This is a genomic window from Faecalicatena sp., assembly GCF_058819085.1.
Map to the genome: position 1 here is coordinate 187,405 of NZ_JBZUUL010000002.1, position 20,321 is coordinate 207,725.

At 46.8% G+C, this 20,321-nt stretch carries 18 protein-coding genes; 3 read left to right on the forward strand and 15 right to left on the reverse strand.

What is annotated here, in order from left to right:
* Positions 1-2: 2 nt before the first annotated feature.
* From AC4OGX_RS00970 to AC4OGX_RS01000, 7 genes are all read right to left on the reverse strand, one after another.
* Positions 3-2,096, reverse strand: a complete 2,094-nt coding sequence (locus tag AC4OGX_RS00970) for a hypothetical protein (RefSeq protein WP_493327922.1) — start codon at positions 2,094-2,096, stop codon at positions 3-5.
* 116 nt (positions 2,097-2,212) lie between these two features.
* Entirely contained in the window at positions 2,213-3,457 is a 1,245-nt protein-coding gene (locus AC4OGX_RS00975) for a helix-turn-helix domain-containing protein (protein WP_493327923.1), read from the reverse strand.
* 12 nt (positions 3,458-3,469) lie between these two features.
* Positions 3,470-3,700 carry a hypothetical protein gene (locus AC4OGX_RS00980; RefSeq protein WP_493327924.1) on the reverse strand — a complete coding sequence of 77 codons (231 nt, stop codon included), beginning with the start codon at positions 3,698-3,700 and terminating at the stop codon, positions 3,470-3,472.
* A gap of 39 nt (positions 3,701-3,739) precedes the next feature.
* Complete coding sequence (locus tag AC4OGX_RS00985; protein WP_493327925.1) at positions 3,740-5,122, reverse strand: MFS transporter; 1,383 nt, start codon at positions 5,120-5,122, stop codon at positions 3,740-3,742.
* 138 nt (positions 5,123-5,260) lie between these two features.
* The gene (locus AC4OGX_RS00990; protein ID WP_493327926.1) at positions 5,261-7,303 is read right to left on the reverse strand and encodes a GNAT family N-acetyltransferase; all 2,043 of its coding nucleotides are present in this window, start codon (positions 7,301-7,303) and stop codon (positions 5,261-5,263) included.
* A 71-nt stretch (positions 7,304-7,374) separates the two neighbouring features.
* Positions 7,375-7,869, reverse strand: a complete 495-nt coding sequence (locus AC4OGX_RS00995; protein ID WP_493327927.1) for a family 20 glycosylhydrolase — start codon at positions 7,867-7,869, stop codon at positions 7,375-7,377.
* Positions 7,866-8,903, reverse strand: a complete 1,038-nt coding sequence (locus AC4OGX_RS01000; RefSeq protein WP_493327928.1) for a beta-N-acetylhexosaminidase — start codon at positions 8,901-8,903, stop codon at positions 7,866-7,868. The genes AC4OGX_RS00995 and AC4OGX_RS01000 overlap by 4 nt, the downstream gene beginning before the upstream one ends.
* 207 nt (positions 8,904-9,110) lie before the next feature.
* On the opposite strand from AC4OGX_RS01000, the gene AC4OGX_RS01005 reads away from it, so the two are divergent.
* Positions 9,111-10,085, forward strand: coding sequence for an AraC family transcriptional regulator (locus AC4OGX_RS01005; RefSeq protein ID WP_493327929.1), 975 nt, complete (start codon positions 9,111-9,113; stop codon positions 10,083-10,085).
* Between the two features lie 39 nt (positions 10,086-10,124).
* Here the strand turns inward: AC4OGX_RS01005 and AC4OGX_RS01010 are convergent, their stop codons facing one another.
* Positions 10,125-12,281, reverse strand: coding sequence for an alpha-L-rhamnosidase (locus AC4OGX_RS01010; RefSeq protein ID WP_493327930.1), 2,157 nt, complete (start codon positions 12,279-12,281; stop codon positions 10,125-10,127).
* A 363-nt stretch (positions 12,282-12,644) separates the two neighbouring features.
* On the opposite strand from AC4OGX_RS01010, the gene AC4OGX_RS01015 reads away from it, so the two are divergent.
* A complete protein-coding gene (locus AC4OGX_RS01015; RefSeq protein ID WP_493327931.1) occupies positions 12,645-13,007 on the forward strand; it encodes a metal-dependent transcriptional regulator in 363 nt (120 codons plus the stop codon).
* Positions 13,008-13,099: 92 nt separating this feature from the next.
* On the opposite strand, the gene AC4OGX_RS01020 is transcribed toward AC4OGX_RS01015, so the two are convergent.
* The 4 genes from AC4OGX_RS01020 to AC4OGX_RS01035 all read right to left on the reverse strand — a co-directional run bounded on the left by AC4OGX_RS01020 (position 13,100) and on the right by AC4OGX_RS01035 (position 14,847).
* Positions 13,100-13,531, reverse strand: coding sequence for a flavodoxin (locus AC4OGX_RS01020; RefSeq protein ID WP_493327932.1), 432 nt, complete (start codon positions 13,529-13,531; stop codon positions 13,100-13,102).
* Between the two features lie 42 nt (positions 13,532-13,573).
* Positions 13,574-14,128 carry a DUF3793 family protein gene (locus AC4OGX_RS01025; RefSeq protein WP_493327933.1) on the reverse strand — a complete coding sequence of 185 codons (555 nt, stop codon included), beginning with the start codon at positions 14,126-14,128 and terminating at the stop codon, positions 13,574-13,576.
* A gap of 15 nt (positions 14,129-14,143) precedes the next feature.
* Positions 14,144-14,431 carry a DUF2325 domain-containing protein gene (locus AC4OGX_RS01030; protein ID WP_493327934.1) on the reverse strand — a complete coding sequence of 96 codons (288 nt, stop codon included), beginning with the start codon at positions 14,429-14,431 and terminating at the stop codon, positions 14,144-14,146.
* Between the two features lie 266 nt (positions 14,432-14,697).
* A complete protein-coding gene (locus AC4OGX_RS01035; protein WP_493327935.1) occupies positions 14,698-14,847 on the reverse strand; it encodes a hypothetical protein in 150 nt (49 codons plus the stop codon).
* Positions 14,848-15,123: 276 nt separating this feature from the next.
* On the opposite strand from AC4OGX_RS01035, the gene AC4OGX_RS01040 reads away from it, so the two are divergent.
* Entirely contained in the window at positions 15,124-15,510 is a 387-nt protein-coding gene (locus AC4OGX_RS01040) for an alpha/beta hydrolase family protein (RefSeq protein ID WP_493327936.1), read from the forward strand.
* Positions 15,511-15,657: 147 nt separating this feature from the next.
* Here the strand turns inward: AC4OGX_RS01040 and AC4OGX_RS01045 are convergent, their stop codons facing one another.
* Genes AC4OGX_RS01045 through AC4OGX_RS01055 form a run of 3 tightly spaced genes read right to left on the reverse strand, consistent with a single transcriptional unit; the run spans position 15,658 to position 20,226 of the window.
* Entirely contained in the window at positions 15,658-17,517 is a 1,860-nt protein-coding gene (locus AC4OGX_RS01045) for an FtsX-like permease family protein (RefSeq protein WP_493327937.1), read from the reverse strand.
* A 13-nt stretch (positions 17,518-17,530) separates the two neighbouring features.
* Positions 17,531-18,208 carry an ABC transporter ATP-binding protein gene (locus tag AC4OGX_RS01050; protein ID WP_493327938.1) on the reverse strand — a complete coding sequence of 226 codons (678 nt, stop codon included), beginning with the start codon at positions 18,206-18,208 and terminating at the stop codon, positions 17,531-17,533.
* Positions 18,209-18,216: 8 nt separating this feature from the next.
* Entirely contained in the window at positions 18,217-20,226 is a 2,010-nt protein-coding gene (locus tag AC4OGX_RS01055; RefSeq protein WP_493327939.1) for a MerR family transcriptional regulator, read from the reverse strand.
* Between the last annotated feature and the right edge of the window lie 95 nt (positions 20,227-20,321).

The window sequence follows — 20,321 nt, forward strand, 5'->3', positions numbered from 1 at the left end:
CTTTATTCAACGATGACCCGCGCCCGGGCCAGGTTTCTCACCTGTGTAAATGGATCCTGCGCATCCCCGCTGCGGTTTGCGCAGACCTCCACCGCTGCAAAATAGGTTCCCGGCACATCATAACGAAAACACACTTCTGCAGTGGCACAGTTCAATCCCTCCTTTTCATATGGACGGACATTTCCCTTTGTTTTGAACGCTTCCTGTCCATCTCCGTTCTGTGAGATTACCATTTTATTTGAAAGCTCAAAATCCAGGGCCGTAATCTTTCCCGCTCCAGGAGGGCACTGGGCATCTGCCGTGAATATCACCATCTCCCCTGCCTTTACCCTTGCACACGCCTCCCCATTTGCAAGAAGATTAACCACTGGCTGAATGCCCTTTCTCTCAAGCGCTGACTCTGCCGGGATGATCTGATTATCTACATTTTGATAAACCGTAGTCTCAAGAGGCTCGATTCCTCTCTCTACCCAGTCGCTGAGATCCAGCATTGCCTGGTTCAGCGCACCGATATAATTGGTAACCATTTGATTACGTAGACTTGATACATTTCCATGCATGCACCGCTCCATATAGTAAAGCCTGTAGTCCTCATCACTGCCCTTCGCTTCCTTGATCTTCTCCCGGTACCAGTCCGCACACCAGGGGAAGGTGGACTCATCCATCAGGCACTGGATCGTGATCGCTTTACACTGAATATCACCGTCCTGAGTGGTTCCTGTCCCGTTAAATCCGATCCCAAACACATTCCTGCGCTGGGGGATAGCAGGCTTTCCTTCCTGATCCCGGAACTGGTCCCATGCATGCGCCAGTTTATCATCCGGAACCTGGTGCCGGTAATAGGACTGCAGGGCGATATAATCCGAATTATCCATTGTCAGTTCATCCCCGGGCTGCACTTGTAAGAGCAGACCTTCCAGATCTTCTATATTAACGCACATTCCAAGCGTCAGACAGCCTCCCTCTTGATTTTGCCTTCTCACCATTTTCCCCATGGCAAGTTCCCGGCCTTTTAGCGCCCCACTCTCAAAGCGGAGATTCACACCTTCCAGATAAAGATCGTCCCCCTCAGGCAGCTTTTCCACCTCGAGCCAGTAACGCTCTCCGTCCACCGCCTGTTTTTTCCAGGCACCGTCCACATCGTTGCCGCTCTCACAGTTCCTGTTTTCCTCCTGTGTATCTAAATGTACTGCTGACACCCTCGTGGAAAATACCAGGCGGTCGCTATATGCACTGCTTTTTTCATCACTGCCCAGATATCCCGGCTTCGTCCAGAAATCTATAAAGTACTGTGGATCTGCCATCTTAACGCTTGGCGCGAGAACCGGCAGAGATCCGGGATCTTTCATCCCCCAGGCCTCCGGATACCATACCATCGGTGGAAATCCCATTGCCGTGATTTCTTTTAACATGGCAGCCTCGTCCTTATTCAGGCCCTCATACATATTGCCGCTGCCCCCTGCATCCAGAGCATCCACGATTTTGCCAAATACTCTGCGCAGTGCACGCTGTCCCTGCACATGCAGAGAAATGGAATTGGGCAGGGAATAGGGCGAGCCGATGACAAACGGAAGCCCTCCGTCCCAGGCATTTGTGTTCTCAATACATGCCATGGTCTTATATCCTCCGCCGCTGCCTCCGTGGACATAACCATAGGGCCGTCCGGTTCCATAGAATTCCATCGCCCATTTTCGGGAATACTCTGCTGCTGCCGCGCTGGATTTCCAGGTCAGCGCAGGATCTGTCCCCCCGCCAAATGCACTCAAAGATCCCATATTGCTCTCCACATAATAGGCTCCATGACTAAGTGCAAATGCGATCCTGTCATCCTCTCCGGAAAGAGACAGGGATGCTATTTCCTCATCCGGTCCCGGAAATGGGGACAAATACTGGAAAAAACGTCCCTTGTAGTTTTCTTTAGGGGGCATGCAGAAGAGGAACTTCACCCCTGTATCTGTAAAGCCGCCATGTACATAATGATAAGTCAGCTTTGTTCCGTCTAAAAGAATCCTTGTCTGTTCCTCTTCCTGATCAATATATGGATTCTGCCACATTGGGTCGTCCATTGCCTTATAAATCGTTTTGTTACTGCTCATATCTGCTCCTTCCTTTATATCAATACTTCCATCTGCTTTGCGGAGATATTACCCGTATATAATAACAAACACGACTCCTTGTCTGTTATCACGGAGTCGTGTTTGTTGTCAACATTTCATTTTCTATTTTGATATTTGATCTGGCGGTATTCCCCGGGAGACATTCCCACTGCCTGACGGAACACCTTGCCGAAATAGCTCAGAGAATTATATCCAAGCTCATCACAGATATCCTGAATTCCCATATTGGTATCTGTCAGATAATCCTTTGCCCGCTCGATCCGCTTTGTGTTCACGTAATCATGGACATTCTCTCCGGTTTCCTTTTTGAATTTAGTGCTGAAATAATAATCCGTATACCCCTGCATCCCTGCCAGCTTGTGGATCTCCACCTTTTCATTCAAATGAAGGCAGATATAGTCACAGGCCGCCTTAATCTGCGGCGACAATTCCCCGGACAAAATCTTTGTTTTATGCACTCTTCTCACAAAATCCCCCAGCATTGCCTGGCAGATCTCGTTTACCTTGCCAAGGGTTTCTGAGCGTTCCACAGTCCGGATATAATGAGCTCTTAAATGGTATGCGATCTCGGAGGAGATACCGCCTTTAATGGCGGCCCTTGCACAGAGGGCGGTAAATATGATCACAAGGTTTTTCCCGTCACGAACCGCATCCCCCTGAGCCATCTTCCCGATATTACCCTGGGTTATATAGCGCTCCATCTCCTTTTCATATTCCATATTGCCCTCTTCCACCAGCTTAAGGATCTCGTTCTCCACCATAAAGATGCCATGCCGTTCCTTAAGCATCTCATCCTCGTCCGCCTGTGATTCCAGCTGTGGATAAATAAAGTCTTTGTGGGAGATCCGCTCCCCGGTGATACAGCAATGAAGCATAATTCCATATTCGAAAAAACGGTGCAGGCTGATGACCGGAAAATCTGATATGAGCTCCATAAAACGGTGCTTTGTGGCAACCGACGGCTTGAGGCGGCTGACTTCCTTCTGAATCTTTTCCAGAGAATAATCATCCAGAAAGATCGGGCCCAAAAGATAATTTCTTTCGATCCTGCCATTTATGATCACCATATCAGACATCCAGGTCATTCCCAGCTCATTCATAAACACCAGCGGGCCTGACCTCTTATTCAGAATCTCCTCGCCGACCATCTCATCCATACACCCCGGATTCACCCGAATATCTTCATCGCTCATCAGAAACAAAGGCAGCATCTCGGGGTTCGGATAATTCCCGCTGATGATCTCGAAATTTTTATCAAATTCCGTCAGATAAATATTATGTACGCTTATAAGCAATTCCCGAAAACAGGCGATCCGCCCAGATATGTTCTCAAGCTCCATTGATATCCTCCTCTATGTCGTCAGAAATTCTACCAGCCGCTCCTGGTCTTCCTTCTTCCTGCATACAATTTCTGCGTTAAACAAAAGCTCCGGCTTCTCTGTTATGGTCACAAAAATATATCTGGACAGCACCGAATTCAGGTTCAGGATATCCCCCTCATCGGTCGTAAAGAGTACCTCATCCTTACAACCCTGCACTTCCTTCAAAAAATCAATGATCTTAATTCCTCTTTTTAAATGCATATTCCAGCTCCTATCTATTGGCATAGCTTGATCGTGGCATTACTCGACCGGCTGCGCAGCATTTATTTTCTCTGCTCTGCGCTCCTCAATTTCCTTTAGCATCTGGGGTTTGATCTTATCCATTTTCCAGAACCCAAATACAATGGCGATGATCGCAGAGAATATAACCGGCATCAAAGCAAACAAAAACCGAATCATACCGATTGCCGTGTCCGGCTGTACAGCCAGTGTGCCATCAAATCCTGATGCAGACAGCATAGCGCCTAACAGGAAGGTAGCAAATGCGGAACCGATCTTGTTGGCAAACCCGACCAGGCAGCCTAAGGTACCCTCCATGCGCTGACGTCCCTGCCATTCATTGTAGTCAGCACAGTCTACGATCAAAATCCCACTCATGTAAGCGTTTGGCAGGTTCGCAATTCCTGCAAAAATAGCCGCTGTGACCAGCAAAGTCAGGTTGCTTCCCGCAATCCAGTTCAGTACACCGGCAATCAAATAGAATACCTGAAAAATCTGGATCATCCTCGGTATGGACATTTTCTTTAACAGCAATGGATACAACAGCATCGTCGGCATTGCCAGCACAGAGATTGCACTAAGTACACCACTAATCTCAAGATTTCCTACAATGTACATAAAGTAATACTGTGATACACCCAGATTTCCCAATACTGCTGCCACAAAGGCCGCAACTGATACAATATAAATATACTTGTTGCTCTTAAGCAGAATCAGGATATCCTTTACCCTGACCGCTTCTGTCTGTCCGCTGTCCACATGCTGATCTTCCTTGATAAAGATAAAGCGCATCATACCGATGACCGCAAGTGGAATTGCAAAGCATGCAATCATTTTACTCCAGCCTGCAGCGTCATTGATGACCTTTGCCTCGAAGATCGGGAAGATCACGTTAAATACTACGACCATCAGTGTTACGATGATCCCGCCGATAGAACTCAGCTTTACATAAACCTGTTCATTATTAAATGCACGTACCATGTATACGGTACCATTAGCATTCAAAAATGTATAGAATACCGACTGAGCCAGTGTGTAACTGATGATGATCCAGATGCATTTCACAGGCAGGGCTGCGCTTGTAGGCACAGTGAACATCAGCCAGGTACAAAGCCAAAGACCTATGATACACCACTCATAAGGTCTTCCTTTCCCCCACTTCGTATTCGTCCTGTCAACGATATAACCCGCAAATAAATCTGTCACACCGTCCGCCAGCTTACAGAACATCAGCAGTGTTCCCACCAGCTTTGCATCCATGCCAAGCGCATTGGTGCAGTAGATCAGCAGATAGCCTGCCATCAGCATCTGGATGCCGGTGGATGCGGCCCTTGCATTCCACGCGAGCATCCTTCCAGCACCGACCTTATTCGGATCCCTTTGTTTCTTCTTACTTTTTCCCATAATGACCTCCCTGGTAATCTTTTTCAAATGTTTTTCTCCGCTAAGCTGAGGTCATTATAGCAAAGAGGTCTTTTTATCTATTATAACTGTTTTCGTAAAATTATGATTCATTGATTATGTTTTCTACTCACAAAAATTTTACTTACAAAATGTAAAGTCCAGCAGCTGAACTCTGCCACTTCCCTCATATTGGAAGAAAAGGGCGTGTGTTCCTTCTGCCTGGATCTTTACGGTAACATTTGTCCAGTCATCACTCTTTTTCACTTCTGTTTTTCCGAGAAGTTCCTCATCGGCATAGATTCCAAATGCGCCTTCCCCGTCTCCTCTGAACCGCAGTGTCAATTTTGTCTGCCCGGAAAATGCAAAATATTTGTAACCGATGAGTGTTCCCTCTGAAATATCTTCAATAAAATGTTCCACTCCATCATTGGTCAGATATGGGTTTTCCTGATCCGTTCCTTCCGGTCCGATCGCAGGCATGCTCCCATTTGTTAGATTGCATGCTATATATGCAGGGTAACATCCTTCTGCCGGAAGGGGACCTTTATTCAGCCCGCAGCTCGTCATCTCCACTTGAGGGATCCTGCCGTCCGGCAGAATCCGGATCCTCTCTGCACTCCCCTGTCTGCTGAATGTATTCTTGTGAGTCTGCCTATGATAGAAAATATACCACTCCCCATTGATACATTCAATACTGCCATGATTATTTCCGGTTGCCGCCAGACGATCTTCTGTTTTTCTTCCCTGATACCCAATGTCACCGTTGGAGATGATCACACCACCGTATTTGAAATCCCCATCCGGCCTTTTGCTTGTTGCATAACACAGCTCATGCTGCCACTGGGAGGAATAGATAAAGTAATAGGTATCTTTGATCCTGCGGATAGAGCTGGCCTCAAAAAACGCATGTCCTTCAAAGCTTGTGCCCTGTGCCTCTGCCTGTCCCGGCACGATTCTGACCGGCTCGGCCTTAACCGTAAGCATATCATCCTCCAATTCCACAACATGTGCCCCCATGACTCCTCCCGGGGTATTGCGGACTTCTTCTTCCGTCTTACTAAACAGCTGCACCTGTGCCTGTACCAGCTGTTCTTCAAAGTCCGGCGTCTTATTTTCCAGCATCCTCGGGTCAAACGCCAGCGCCCAGCCGTAATACAGCCAGATTCTTCCCTGATCGTTGAGAACTGCCGGGTCAAAGGTGATATTCTTTGTAAAGGCTGTGCCATCAGGATTTCTCACGCATCCGTAATATGTAAACGGTCCTGCCGGAAAATCACTGACCGCCACATGGATGGGTGCGGTAAAGGTCACTCCCGCCAGTGCGTAGTACAGATAATACCGCCCGTCATTTCCTTTGACAACATCCGGCGCATACATGGCATTCCCTTCTTCCGGGAAAGAAGGATCCTGCTCTTTGCGGTATGCACATCCCTCGCTTCTCCAATCCGCCAGATTCGTGACAGGTGCTGAAAATACCTCATAATCCAATTCACAGAACTTTGTTCCATTTTCCCTGTCGTGGGATCCGTAGATATAGACCCGGTCACCAAACACATGCGGTTCCCCGTCCGGGATACATTCGTCAAAAGGCAGATATGGGTTAAACGCAAAGCATTTTTCTTCCCCCGGTTTTCTGCTTCCCATCACGATCTCCTGCTCATTTCGTTCCAATTCTTCCAAGCCATACTTCCGGTAAAACTTCTGCCCCATGTCATTATCCGATGCCACGCAGAGACATACCCCTGGTATCTGCTGTTTCTTAAGATGCTCCATCAAGGCATCCATAAGCCTCGTTCCGAGTCCCTGTCTCTGATGCTCTGGCATAATGTCAATATGCAGATGTGCAGGATATTCTGCCGCATATTTTCTCAGGCCTTCTATGGTTCCCTGCCCCATCATTTTTGTGACCGGATTTGCAGAAGTTTCTATATATTTTTCAGTAAACTGCTTCTCCCACTCCTTAAAATCCGCTGCACACAAAATATAGCCGGCAGCCTGGTCGTTCTCATCCGCTGCAACAAAGCAGTTCTGTGGCTCCTGATCAATGTAATAATGGCAGAATACGTCCAGCATCGCACTGCGCATCGGTTCCTTTTTATACTCCTTGGACAATGTCCCGGTACACACTGCTTCCACCTGTGCCCGGTCTCTTTCCTCATATTTTCTGATCCTGTACCTCATGATCTTACATCCTTCTTTCTTTGAAAATATTTTCACCTTTCGCACGGAAGCAGGCGGCTTCCATGATAACGTTATACTTCCTTTTGTGCGTCCGCGTATCCGCCGATCTCTTCCTGTGTATAATTTTTTGCAAATTCCATCATCTCTGCTGCCGCACGCTCACCCTGGGGCACCCAGCCCTCCGGGTCTGTGGCATTCGGGATCAGTTTCTTAAGATACGGGAACAGTCCCAGCATGCGCTGCTCAAATTCCTGATACGTGTAATCTCCTTCCCCGCACCATCCGATCTCTGCTTTCGCCGCAAATCTCGGCCATGCAAGGGCTTCTAATTTCTCAGCAGTCCGGATATGCTCCGTCCAGAGCAGACATTCTACCCCCTTAACGTGCTCTTTCGCTTTTTCCGGGAAGTCCTCGCATTTCTGCGGGATCACAGCCGCATTGTATACTTTTTCCGCTGAAATAAAAGCATGTGGGTAATCGCAATAGCTGCCCAGCATATTAGACATGATCACATCCCCGCCGGCCTGGATAATCCGGGCACCGATCCCCTGATTCGGGCTTGTCACATTGCCGTTCTCGTCAAGCTCCCCCCCAATGCATGAAGGGATGGATCGTCTGGATCGTCATTCCACAGCTGAACCATGACTTCCGGGCTTAGATTCCCTCCGATGGCCGCCTCATTCCATGCAACAGCCGTCCTGCCAAGTTCCTTAAGATGTGCTGCAGCCCGGTTTGCCATATATCCCTGTAACTGCCTGACATCAGATAATCCTTCCTGCTCCATCCGTTTCTTACAGTACGGGCATGCCTTCCATCTCGTCTTCGGAGTCTCGTCTCCCCCGATGTGGAAATATTTCCCCGGAAACAGCTCACACAGGTCATCCAGCAGTTCGAAAATGAAAGAAAATGTTTCTTCCTTTCCCGGACAGAGGATCTCCTCAAAAATCCCCGGGCCTGTACGCACCTCCATTGCTTCTCCTGTGCAGGAAAGTTCCGGATAAGCCGCAAGAATGGCCGTCACATGTCCCGGAATATCCACCTCCGGTATGATCTCGATTCCCCGCACTGCACAAAATTCCACAAGCTCCTTCACTTGTTCTCTTGTGTAATAATAAAACTCCTCCTCATCTGACCGGCACTGGCCAAAGTGGTCTCCCTTTCGCCTTGCCCCTATCTCATGAAGTCTTGAGAAACGTCTGCATTCTATCCTCCAGCCCTGGTCGTCCGAAAAATGCCAATGGAACTTGTTCAGTTTAAATGCGGCGGCAGCCTCGATCATTCTTTTCAGTTCTTCGAATTCCACAAAGTGCCTGGCTGTATCAATGTGAAAACAGCGGTACGGGTACGCCGGCCCATCTTCGATAACTACGCAGGGCAGCTCCCCCTGGGAAAGGAATCTTAACTGCTCCAGAGTCTTTTCCCCGTAGAAAAAACCAGCCCTGCCGCTGGCATGAATAGTGATCCCTTCCGGTGATACTGTGAGCCGGTAATACTCCGGCTCCATAGCCGCATCCCGGATCAGCTCCGGCTCCATGGCTGTAGATGCAGATGTCCCATGTTCTTCTTTAATCTTCTTTGGCATTGGTACTAAACTTATCATACTTACTTCCTCCGGCTTATATTTTCCTATTATGACAATATAAAGGATTCGGTGGGGAAAGTGTTAATACAGAATCGTGTTTTATGGCTTGGATTCGTGTTCTTCTTTCCTTTGATTTTTCGCTTTTTTATGGTATTATAGCTGAAAAGAAGCACCATGCCTCACAGCATTTCTTTTCTATCATTTTCTATGAAAGGATACCCGGATATGCAGACAGACAGAAATTTGGAAGACTTTTTAAGGCAGATCAAACCTGAAGAATCAGAATATCTGAATACCGGCCGTCTATCCGATGCTTATTTAGATATGAAGTATCAGATGAACGGCTCGGATAAGGTATATATTTTTGACGGACACATCCCGGCAGATGAGGACTTTGCAATCACATTGCATGGGCGTTTTATTCCGGTTCTGGAACATATCCATAACTTTGTGGAAATCAGTTATGTCTACAGCGGGAAGTTCCGGCAGGTCATTGACGGCCGGGAGGTTACATTAAAGAAGGGAGAAATCTGCCTGATCGATACAGATGTCCCCCATTCTATCGCGCCTACTGGTGCAGACGATATTATTATTAATATTTTGATGACGAAAAAATATTTCAGAGATAAGCTGCTTCTGAATTCTTTTAGTAAGGGGATCATTACAGATTTCATACTAAACGTCATCTCCGAAACCGCCAGCCACAGACAGTATATTATCTTTAAAAATAAAGAATTTTATGAGATCCACTCTGTGATCTGCGAGATACTGAAGGAAACCTTTTTCCCCGGTATCGGCTCCAGGGAAGCTGTCAGCCATTATCTGAATATCCTCTTTATTAAGCTCGTCCGTGATTTTGATTATGAGACCAACGGGCAGACCAGCAGGCAGGATACACAGATTCTGGAAATCCTGAAATATCTGGAAACCAATATTGAAAATATCAGCCTCTCGGCTTTAGCAGAGAGATTTCATTATTCCCCGAATTATCTGAGCACACTGTTAAAAAAGAAAACCGGGAAATCTTATTCTGAGATCACGCTGGAAAAGAGACTCGAGCATGCCAGAACACTGCTTAACACCACTGACATGAGGATCAATGAGGCGGCTGTAAAATGCGGCTTCAATAACCCGACTTTCTTCTATAAAAAATATAAAGAAAAATTTCATCAGCTTCCCTCTCAGAGAGGAAATTCCTAATCATAGGAAATGGCTCTTTGAGAGGGATGTCTTTTTTACTTATCCCCAGAAGGTATACCGCCCAGGTGTTACATCCTGAACTTTCTCGTTTATCACGATCTGCGCCGGAACTGCTGTGGTGATCTCATATTTGACTGCACCATCTACATAAGTCCAGCGGGAACTGATCTCTCCATGTCTGGTCTGAATGGATGCCTCCAGCCACTTTAGACGACTATCAGGCTTCGGTTCGATACGCACCTTTTCGAATCCCGGTGCATCCTCTACCACCTGAATTCCGGCAGCTTTCTCATAGATCCAGTCCGCTGCGGCCCCATATGCATAGTGGTTAAAGGAGTTCATATCCATGCTCCAGAAGCTGCCATCCTCCATGATTCCGTCCCAGTGCTCCCAGATCGTGGTAGCTCCTTTATTCACGGAATACAGCCAGGAAGGATACTCTTGTCTCATCAAAAGAGAATATGCCAGATCTGAATGTCCGTAGTCACTGAGGACATGGAGAATATAAGGGGTTCCTACAAAACCTGTCCGAATCTGCACCCCGTCCTTTTCCACCATCTTCGCCAGCGCATCCGCTGTTTCTTTCAGATTCTCTGCCAGATGGAACTGCACTGCAAGGACATGCTCTGTCTGGGTTAAGTAGACCGGATATGTTTCCCGGAATGTTTTTACGATATTTTCATACAGGCGTTCATAAGCGGCTACGTCTTCTCCCAGGACATGCCCCGCCTTCACAACCAGCTCTGTGGAATATGCGTAAAATGCCGCCGCGATAAACTCCTCCCGGCTGGAGCCTTTATAGCTGCCTGCCGGTGCATCAAGCCCCAGCCAGTCGCCGAAATGTTCACCGCCTGTCCACAGGTATTCATCCTTTGTAACACTGGTGATATAGTCCACCCATTTCTTCATGCTCTCAAACTGATCTGCCAAAACCTTCGGATTCCCATAAGTCTGATAGATCTGCCATGGACAGATCACTGCAGCGTCTCCCCATGCAGCACTGGGATTTCCCTCCGGAAGATAATCCGGGATCACCTGTCCCACAGCTCCGTCCGCTCTCTGATCCGCAGCCATGTCATGCAGCCATTTTATAAAGAATTTCTCCACATCATAGTTATAGCTTGCCGCCTTTACAAATACCTGTGCATCGCCCGTCCATCCCAGGCGCTCATCTCTCTGCGGGCAGTCTGTCGGCACATCCAGGAAATTCCCCTTCTGTCCCCAGAAAATATTGGAAAACAACTGATTCAGTTTTGGGTCTGAACATCTGAGATGTCCTGTCTTTTTCAGATCAGAATATACTACGATTGCGGTAAACTGTTCCGGCTTTGCTCCGCCCGGAAATTCTGCGAGCTTGAGATAACGGAATCCGAAAAAGGTCAGGCGCGGATGCCATGTCTGTACCCCGTCCCGGCAGATATATGTAAGCTCCGCCTTCGCACTGCGGTAATTCTCCCGATAGAAACTGCCGTCCGCATCCAGCACTTCTCCGTGTAAGATCCGCACTCTGTCCCCCTTCTTAGCATCCACCGTAAACTCTACATATCCGGTCACTTCCTGACCGAAATCCACAACGGTTTCTCCCTTCGGAGTTGTGAACACAGATTTAGCAGCGACCCGCTCCATTTCACGGATTTCTTCCCCCTCCTGTTCGATCAGGATGTCCTTTGACCAGTCCAGTGTGGAAACCTGTTCCCACGCATTCACCTGATAAGCCGCATCAAAGCTTTCTCCGTCATAGATCTCACTGAATCTTACGGCACTCTGGGCACACTCCCAGGATAAATCCGTGGGGATCACTTCGCTGCTCCCATCCGCATAATGCAGATGCACTTCTCCGAAAATGCCACAGGGCTGCTCTTTGCGTCTCGTCTTATCCTCTGATTCCATCCAGCCCGGCATCGGGGATCGAAACCACCCTTTTCCTACCGTGACAGTCAGGATGTTCTGCTCTTTTATTCCATCCGTAATATCATATCTCTGGAACTGCAGTCTTTTATCATAAACAGTCCAGCCCGGAGCCAGAACGTATTCACTGACCCGTTTTCCGTTCAGCTCTGCCTCATACACACCGAGTGCCGTCAGGATCAGCTCTGCTCTTTCTACTTTTTTATCAGACATCCATTCCTTCTTAAAGACCGGACAGACACTTCCCATATCCTTAGACGGCTGAATCCACTCTGCTTGAAATTCCATAAGTATAACCTCCTGTTTTTCGCTTCTTATTACTCAAAGTGTATCTTGATCTCCCGCTTTGTACAATGTCTAAAAGCCGCATCTTTTATATCATATTCTACGATTTTCCTTTTAAATTGGAGAAGCATCGAAGATGCGTTTTACGAATGGCGCGAGTGAACTGTAACAAGTGATGGTCTCGGTGCATCTGCACCTTTTTATAATTCTTGAATATACAGCGCAAATATGATAATCTGAATGAAACAGCAGGCAGGAGCGCATAGATGTATGAGATGATACCGTACATAACGCGCATTTTGCGGCAAATCACCTGAGATATTAAGACATATTTTTTCAAGAATGATGAGAAAAGGATAATGATATATGAAATCAAACGAATCAACTGAGAACTATTTGGAGACGATCCTGATTTTAAGTAAGAAAAAACCCGTTGTGCGGGGCGTTGATATCGCTGAGGAGCTTGGTTTTAAAAAACCAAGTGTCAGTGTTGCCATGAAGCATCTCCGCGAACAGGAGCATATTGTCGTTTCAAAGGAAGGTTTTATCCAGCTTACAGCCTCTGGAAAAGAAATTGCCGAGATGATTTACGAACGGCATCAGATTCTTTCTTACGCCCTGATGCAGCTTGGCGTTAATGAAAAGACCGCGCTGGAAGACGCCTGCCGGATCGAACACGTGATCAGCGCGGACAGCTTTCAGGCGATCAAGAAGCATCTGGGGAAATAACAGATCCGGAGAAAGAATGCTCGTGAAGAAAGAACACACCTGGAGGAAAAAAATCAGGGGCGGCCATGATGACCACCCCATTTTTTTACCTATTAGACACTTTTACTCAAGGCCTGACCTAGATTTCTGCATGCTTCCTTCGCGTCATCATCCGGTGTCTCATTACAGATCACACTGCCGCATACAAGCACGGCACCATATTTTTCACAATCAGCCTCCCAGGTGCGCATCCATTCACCGTCTCCCCAGCCGTATGAACCGAAGAGTGCAATTTTCTTTCCTGAAAGCTTTGCCGAACACTCGGAAAACATTGGTTCAAACTCACTGTCTTCCAACTCTTCTGCCCCCATGGACGGGCAGCCAAATGCAACTGCATCATAATCATCCATCATCCCGGCTGAGAATTCCGCTGCCGTAAATAAGCAAGCCTCGGCTCCTGTTTCTTTCACTCCCTCCTGCACTGTTTCTGCCATTGACTGTGTGTTTCCTGTACCACTCCAATATACAACCGCAATTTTACTCATCGTAAACCTCCTTCGATTTCATCTTCTTAATTTTTATTTATGTCAGGCAGCCACTGTAAGCTGCATAACACTTTTCCCCCTTTCCCATAACTGCAGATATATCTCCCTGCATTTTTGGTACTTCTGAAAAAGTTTTTTGGCGTCATTTTCATTGCAGTACACCTTCCAGATGCCGCACAGTTTATAATTCTGCCCCTTATTTTTGATAAAACCTTTCACATCCTCAAGTGGGTAATCCAGAAAGACCCCAATCTCATGCGGAAACGTACTGCTTTCCAAAAACCTGCTTTTCAGGTGTTCAAGAGCATCCTCCAAATCTTCGTTTATGTATCCATAGCTTTTTAAAAAGGCCCGTACTTCCGGTCGTTTAAGGTCTGCCTTCAGCCGCCGTTTCCGGTATACATAGATCAAAGCCCTGCCGTCCCAAACCCGCAGGACAAATAGACAGATCCCCTTTTCTTTCATACGCGCGTTCCAATAGTCAATCTGTTCCTTAAGCATCTGTTTTGAGGAAACGGCTGCGCTAAACAGACTCGCAGTTTTTATAGAGGCCAGAGTCGCAGCACAATATTCCACCAGTAGTTTTTCTATCGCCATCTTATCTTCCTCCTGCTACGCCATGATACAGTGCTCTTTCAGGATCATATGCAGCGCGTTTGCACTGCTGGAATGGATCCGTGCAATGGGAATCTTATTTTTTCTGGCCTCCTGGGCAGCCGCATTTACCATTTTATGCGAGACGGTGTTCGTGAAAAGGATCAGCAGATCCGGACAACCGATCTTCTTTTTAATCTGCCCGTGCTCCTTAGGAAAAACTTTTGCTTTACACCCATAATTCCTGCATATACTCGTGTATTGACATACCATTCTCTCATTTCCGCCTATGATTACAATACTCATATATTCCATCCTTTCCATCGAACTCCATTGTTAGTTGCAACTAACTCATCGTTATAGAATAAACAATTCATGATGAACTGAATTGCTTAACCTGTGTAGTTAGTATATTCTAATTTTTATTAGTTGTCAATAACTTATTTTTCAAAGGGGTCTGACCCTTTTGCACACCGTTGTCAGAATTGTTTACTTTTTTGTCGTCTCCGCCTCTAAATAAAAGTTCATACCTGTCTGAACTGTTTACTTACCAACAGAATAGACAAGCGCAGTTACGATTCTCTGCCTCCCTCGATCTGTTCTTTATTTGTGTTATTCACCACATATCCTGCAACAATGTCAGTCCCTCCGTTGAATATCTTGCTGGCTATCATCAGGGTTCCGACCTGTACCAGAGACATTTTCCTTTTCTGTATCTTCAAGAGCACTTCTATCCGGCACTGCCCTACACTTAAACAAATCTCTTATGCTATCGTCAAACTAACTTGTTTTTCTCTTTTATTTCAGCATATATAACTATTTTTAATTGAATTTTTAATTTCGAACAAATTCAAAGCAAAAAGAACAATTAACTATATATTTACAAAACAAAAGTTTATAGAATAATTACATAAACATCCAAAAGCAGCCCCCGTCAAGGACAGAGCTTATTTGATGCTATGGTCAATGGTGGGGTGCCCTATTCCACATTGATATCCTTGATAACCCGTAAAATTGCGACAGCTGCAATCCAGACGACAGTATTTACAATGATGGCATCTACATCCGAATACCTCTGGAGACGTGACAATATAAAAGTAAGTGGTATCGTATTTTCCTGCTCATCCATGGGAATCAAACTTTGGCAGGGACTTGGAACAGCATTAAGCGGCGGTGGATTCCGGGTAGTAGACCGTGCTATCTGGCTGCCGGAAATGATGAATTTTGCAAGAAATGGGGATATCGTTTCCAGTGTAGATTATCGGACATGTAATGAGGAATCCTTCCCTGGCGCATTGATTGATGCAAAGGCAGCAATCCGCTATTGCTTTTATCAGGAACAGACATGGGAAATCATGGACGATTTTCTGAAACGTGTACTATAAACAGCTGTTTCTAAGTGAGAAGACAATGAAATAAAATGCTCCCTTCCAGGCAGACAAATGAATAAACAAAATCATTTGATACCTGGAAGGGGGCATTTTTTGAGGGAAGTTTTTCTTATACAACCGCTTCTAAAAGTACTTTATCCTCTATTCTTCTATCCTCCCCAAAAGTTCCAGCGGTTCTTTTTTCAGATTCTCCCGCATATATCCCGCGGAGATCAGAAACGCGATTACGATCAGCCCTCCGCCTGTCCACAGAGCCGTTTCTACGCCGGGCTTTGTCCATTTTACTGACACTTTTCCTTCATCCGCAATCGGAGAATTGCTGAACGCTGTGTCAAAGACGATCTCTGTATCCGCCTTCTTCGCTGCCACGCCGGTTGCTTTCCATCCGGCAAGGCTGCCCACAATGCATCCCGCTGCCGCCAGAACAAGCAGCCCCGTCAGGATCGATCCGGCACACTGCTTCTTCGTCCTTCCCAGGATCCGTTCCACTGCAATGCGCTTCTGCTGCCCTGTGATAAACACATTGGAGAAGAACAGTAAGATCATAACAGCCATCACACATCCGCTGATCAGAAAGATCCCCGACATCATCTTCCGGCTTTCGATCCCATCCTTGATCTGGGTATATCCATGGTCGTAGAATGTGATCCGAATGTCATCGTTCCCCTGTTTTTTCCATAATGTCTCATACTTCTGGATGGAGCCGTTCGGGATCTGGAAGGAGGTATTGGCTCCCATCATCCGTCCAAAGTCAGCAATATTATCTTTCCAGGAATTCTCCGGCACTGCATTCCAGGGGATCACTGCCTCTCTGTCCCCTATTCCATAAGCGCCTTCTCCATGATCCTTAATTGTATAAATTCCAACAATTTTATATTCCTGTTCATTAAAAACAGAATAAGTCCTGCCCTCTGCATTCAGGTAAAGAATTCCTATTCTTGACTGAAGCCCCGGCGTAGATGAATAATCTGCAAAGTAAAGCGGCAGTTTTAGCTTTTCTCCCAGGGATGTCCTGAGCTGAATTGCCAATACATCCGATATCAGGCATACCTTTTCTCCGTTTTTATATTCTTCATCCGTTATATCCCGGCCTTCTGTGATCACAGCCTCGTTCCGGTAGAACGGCATCAGAAGCTTCGTTCCATCTGTTGGCTGTACATAGACCAGATGATCGCTCAGATCCTGCTGCCTGGATGCCTGGATCCAGCGTTTTCCGCGTTCCGTATCGAAAAACCCTTCAGTCACTTCATCCGTATATACAATATCACTTTGCAGTTCCTCATATGCCGCATCGATTTCATCAGTGATCGGATCCTCTATACGCTCCCCGTCTAATGTAAACTGAGAGGAGCAAATCCCGTTTGAGATCATGTAATCTTCCCACACGTTCACCTCTCTGCCATCCACAGTCTCCTTACGCATGCTCATTCCGATTCCATTCAAACGCATAATATAGGTCTTACCCATCTCAAATGGGGTCACCGCTGTTTCCTGCTTGTTCAAATCAAGAACATAAACGATATCCCCCTCCTCAACACGTCCTTCCCATACCTTCGTAATCTGCATTTTCGCGGACTGTTGAGTGGGAGGTTCCATGAGAACTGCCTCCACCTGAATATCATCGGCATGACCGACTCCCTGATACATGCCTGCCACGTATGCTCCAAAAAACGGCCGCTGTCTGGGCTTGTGAATATAATCCGCCCCCTTAAAATCCAGGACCTCTTCCTTCACACGCTCTCCGTATTTTGTTCTCTTTAAAAAGTAATATTCATTTGTAAACGGATTCCAGGTTCTGATCATCCCGGCATCTTTCTTGATCTGTTCCACAGTCCCTATGGTTGTATATATCTTCTCGAACTCCTGCGTCGATGTCCTGGTCATATACCAGAGATTTCCGCCCAGTGCCACAAAAAACGCCGATACCCCGATCAACAGAAAGAACAGGAAACTTTTTAAGGGGCTTCTGAACATCTGCTTCATACTATAATAAAATGTCATGTCATACACCACCTCACTGCTCTTTAACTGCCGTCATTTTTCCGTCCCTCATGGTCATACAGATATCTGCCATTTCTGCAATCAGAGGATTATGAGATACCACGATCACCACATAGTCTTTCTCATGTGCCAGCTTTAACAAAAGCCCCACGATATTCTCCTCATTTTCGGAATCCAGATTGCCGGTTGGTTCATCCGCCAGCAGAATCCTGCCGCCTGCTGCCATCGCGCGCGCGATCGCCACCCTCTGCTGCTCACCGCCGCTCATCATCCTGGGATACTGGTTCAGGATTTTTTCGTTCAGTCCCACCTCCTTAAGACATTCCGCGGCTTTCTCCTTCGCCTGTCTGCGCGGCACGCCCTGAAGCTCCAATGGGTACATGACGTTTTCACATGCTGTCAGCAGCGGGAAAAGATGGAACGCCTGATAGACCACGGATACCTCTTTGCGTCTGTATGCATCCCGGTCCATATCTGCCAGATTCTCCCCATCAACGAGTATCCGCCCCTCTTTTGGGCTGTCAAGCCCTGCCAGAAGAGATAAAAATGTACTCTTTCCACTGCCGGACTCTCCTGTTACCACATACAGCTTTCCTGATTCAAAGGTACAGGACACCTGCTTTACCGCCTCGATCGTCTGATATTTATTCTGATAAGAATAACTTACATTTTCTACTGCAATTCTTTCCATATGCCCTCTCAATCTCTGTGTGATAACACAGCTGCTACACTGAATCTTCCGAACATCCACATGGATACTGCCGCACCAAGTGCATAACACCCCAGGAACAATCCCCAGATCAACAGAGCTGTTCCTGCTTCCGCCAGATGGAATACGATCCCTCCGATCATCCCTGCCGCTGATCCAAAAGCAGCTAACAGGATATGCTCTGCAAAAAATAAGATACTGCCCTCTCTTTTACTCGTTCCAAGAGCACGCATGATCGCATACTCTTCCCGTCTGCCCGAAAGCAGCAGATGAGGGACGATATAGCCTAACATGATAACCACCAGAAGTACAAATGGCAGAAATCCTTCCAGCAATGCTCTGCTTTTCTCCAGACTTGTGATAGATTCTATGAACACCGCATCGTCTATTTTCAGGCCTGCACCTGCATAGGAATGTTGTGATCCCGGCACCACCGATTGAAGTCCCGCGGCTTTCAATTCCTTTTTCAGTGCATTGAGCTTCATTGGATTTTTTACCATAAAGGAAAGAGATGAGGCAAAATAGACCTTATCGTTTTCCTGAAAAATCTGTTTTACATCTTCCAATGGAAGCAGTATATCCGGCTTTGGAATATCCGGTTCAAGCCCGCTGAGATCTCCTAATCCTATGATTTCCATCTGGATCGGCTTTAGTTCCTCTATATATTGTGATGTTCCGGAAATGGACTGGTAGTACCGCTGCAGAGAAAATGAAAGCACGTCTCCTATCTGCATGTTCTGCATCTGTGCAACCTCCTTATTCACGATGCAGACATTTCTGCTCTCCTGAAAATGTTTCCAGTTCCAACCATCTGCCCAGGTGATATCCTTTTCCTCAAATCCCCTGATACAGGCAGGAGTATTCATCCCTTCCAGCCAGTAACTCTTTCCGGGTATGTATGCTGCTTCCCAGTGATTATCCTCTTCTATCCCTGCATCTTCTGCATTTGTAAATCCCATCAGTTCCACGCCCTCATTGATCTCTTTGGTATAGGCAGATTGATAGACCGCATCCAACACCCTCTGGGCAATAAACAGACTTGAATTCTGCTGAGCACAGACATTCCATACCTCCGCCGAGATCGGAAGTGACCCGGACAGATCCCTGATCTGCTGTCTTGCGCCGTTCAGATTTCCCATATAAACGCTCATCACAACTACGATCAGCAGGCTGACCAGAATATTTAGTATACTCTTCATCCGATGACGCCTTATGTTGACTGTCAGCGTATGTACCCTGCTGAAAAACTTCTGCCTGCCTTCCGGGATTTCTCTCTTGGTATTGGACTTTGGCTCTCTTTTGCAGATAATCTTTACTACGGCTTTATCCGCATCTGTTATGCTCTCTGAATCCTTTCCATAGTCCGGAATGTCTGTAGAGTCCGGCGCTTTTATACTCTCCAGCACCCTGACCGCTGTGTAAGAGGTCCCGTCTATTGTGAATTCGGGGTACATCCCCTTTTTCACCATCTCGAATTTCATGCCATGGTCTGCCGCATATTTCCGAAGTTCTTCTTCGAATGCTCCAGCCGTGTTAACCGCATTCTCTGCATAAAAAGAAAACTGCCGCTGCTGCTCCTCCAATGCAACCTGCTTGTAGTCATCCACGATTCTGGCAAACACTCCTCCGTTTAGAGACATGTTCTCCATTTTCTCGAGATACTCATCTACATTGATAGTCTCTGACTTTTCTTTATGAATACTCGTGCAGACATCAATCGCCGCCTGCAACTGCCTCTGCTGTTTCAAAAGATTCTCCTGCTGGCGGGCAGCCGCTTCCTTTAAGGTCAGCTCCTCATTTAATACACTTTCAATCTCCTTGAGCGGCATGTCCAGCAACCGCAGCATCTTGATCAGCTTCAGCCTTCGCACATCCTCCTTAGAATAATCCCGGTAGTAATTCCCGTTCTCCCTGGCCGGCTCCAACAGACCCTGGCGCTCATAGTAACGGATATTCTGCCGGGTGATCCCTGTCAGTTCCTCCACTTGCTTCGTATTCAAGCAGCCACCCCCTCACTTTTATTCTCATCATACTTTCTGGTTCGCGATCCCTCCCGAAAGGATATCTGATCTTTCGTTTATCAGGACTTTCTGTG

Bases quoted from the DNA above. Each gene is read 5' to 3' on its own strand.
- AC4OGX_RS00975 (WP_493327923.1), bottom strand. From the start codon at position 3,457: ATGGAGCTTGAGAACATATCTGGGCGGATCGCCTGTTTTCGGGAATTG.
- AC4OGX_RS01020 (WP_493327932.1), bottom strand. From the start codon at position 13,531: ATGAGTAAAATTGCGGTTGTATATTGGAGTGGTACAGGAAACACACAG.
- AC4OGX_RS01030 (WP_493327934.1), bottom strand. From the start codon at position 14,431: ATGAGTATTGTAATCATAGGCGGAAATGAGAGAATGGTATGTCAATAC.
- AC4OGX_RS01000 (WP_493327928.1), bottom strand. From the start codon at position 8,903: ATGATAAGTTTAGTACCAATGCCAAAGAAGATTAAAGAAGAACATGGG.
- AC4OGX_RS00985 (WP_493327925.1), bottom strand. From the start codon at position 5,122: ATGGGAAAAAGTAAGAAGAAACAAAGGGATCCGAATAAGGTCGGTGCT.
- AC4OGX_RS00970 (WP_493327922.1), bottom strand. From the start codon at position 2,096: ATGAGCAGTAACAAAACGATTTATAAGGCAATGGACGACCCAATGTGG.
- AC4OGX_RS01015 (WP_493327931.1), top strand. From the start codon at position 12,645: ATGAAATCAAACGAATCAACTGAGAACTATTTGGAGACGATCCTGATT.
- AC4OGX_RS01010 (WP_493327930.1), bottom strand. From the start codon at position 12,281: ATGGAATTTCAAGCAGAGTGGATTCAGCCGTCTAAGGATATGGGAAGT.
- AC4OGX_RS01005 (WP_493327929.1), top strand. From the start codon at position 9,111: ATGCAGACAGACAGAAATTTGGAAGACTTTTTAAGGCAGATCAAACCT.
- AC4OGX_RS00980 (WP_493327924.1), bottom strand. From the start codon at position 3,700: ATGCATTTAAAAAGAGGAATTAAGATCATTGATTTTTTGAAGGAAGTG.
- AC4OGX_RS01025 (WP_493327933.1), bottom strand. From the start codon at position 14,128: ATGGCGATAGAAAAACTACTGGTGGAATATTGTGCTGCGACTCTGGCC.
- AC4OGX_RS01045 (WP_493327937.1), bottom strand. From the start codon at position 17,517: ATGACATTTTATTATAGTATGAAGCAGATGTTCAGAAGCCCCTTAAAA.
- AC4OGX_RS01050 (WP_493327938.1), bottom strand. From the start codon at position 18,208: ATGGAAAGAATTGCAGTAGAAAATGTAAGTTATTCTTATCAGAATAAA.
- AC4OGX_RS00990 (WP_493327926.1), bottom strand. From the start codon at position 7,303: ATGAGGTACAGGATCAGAAAATATGAGGAAAGAGACCGGGCACAGGTG.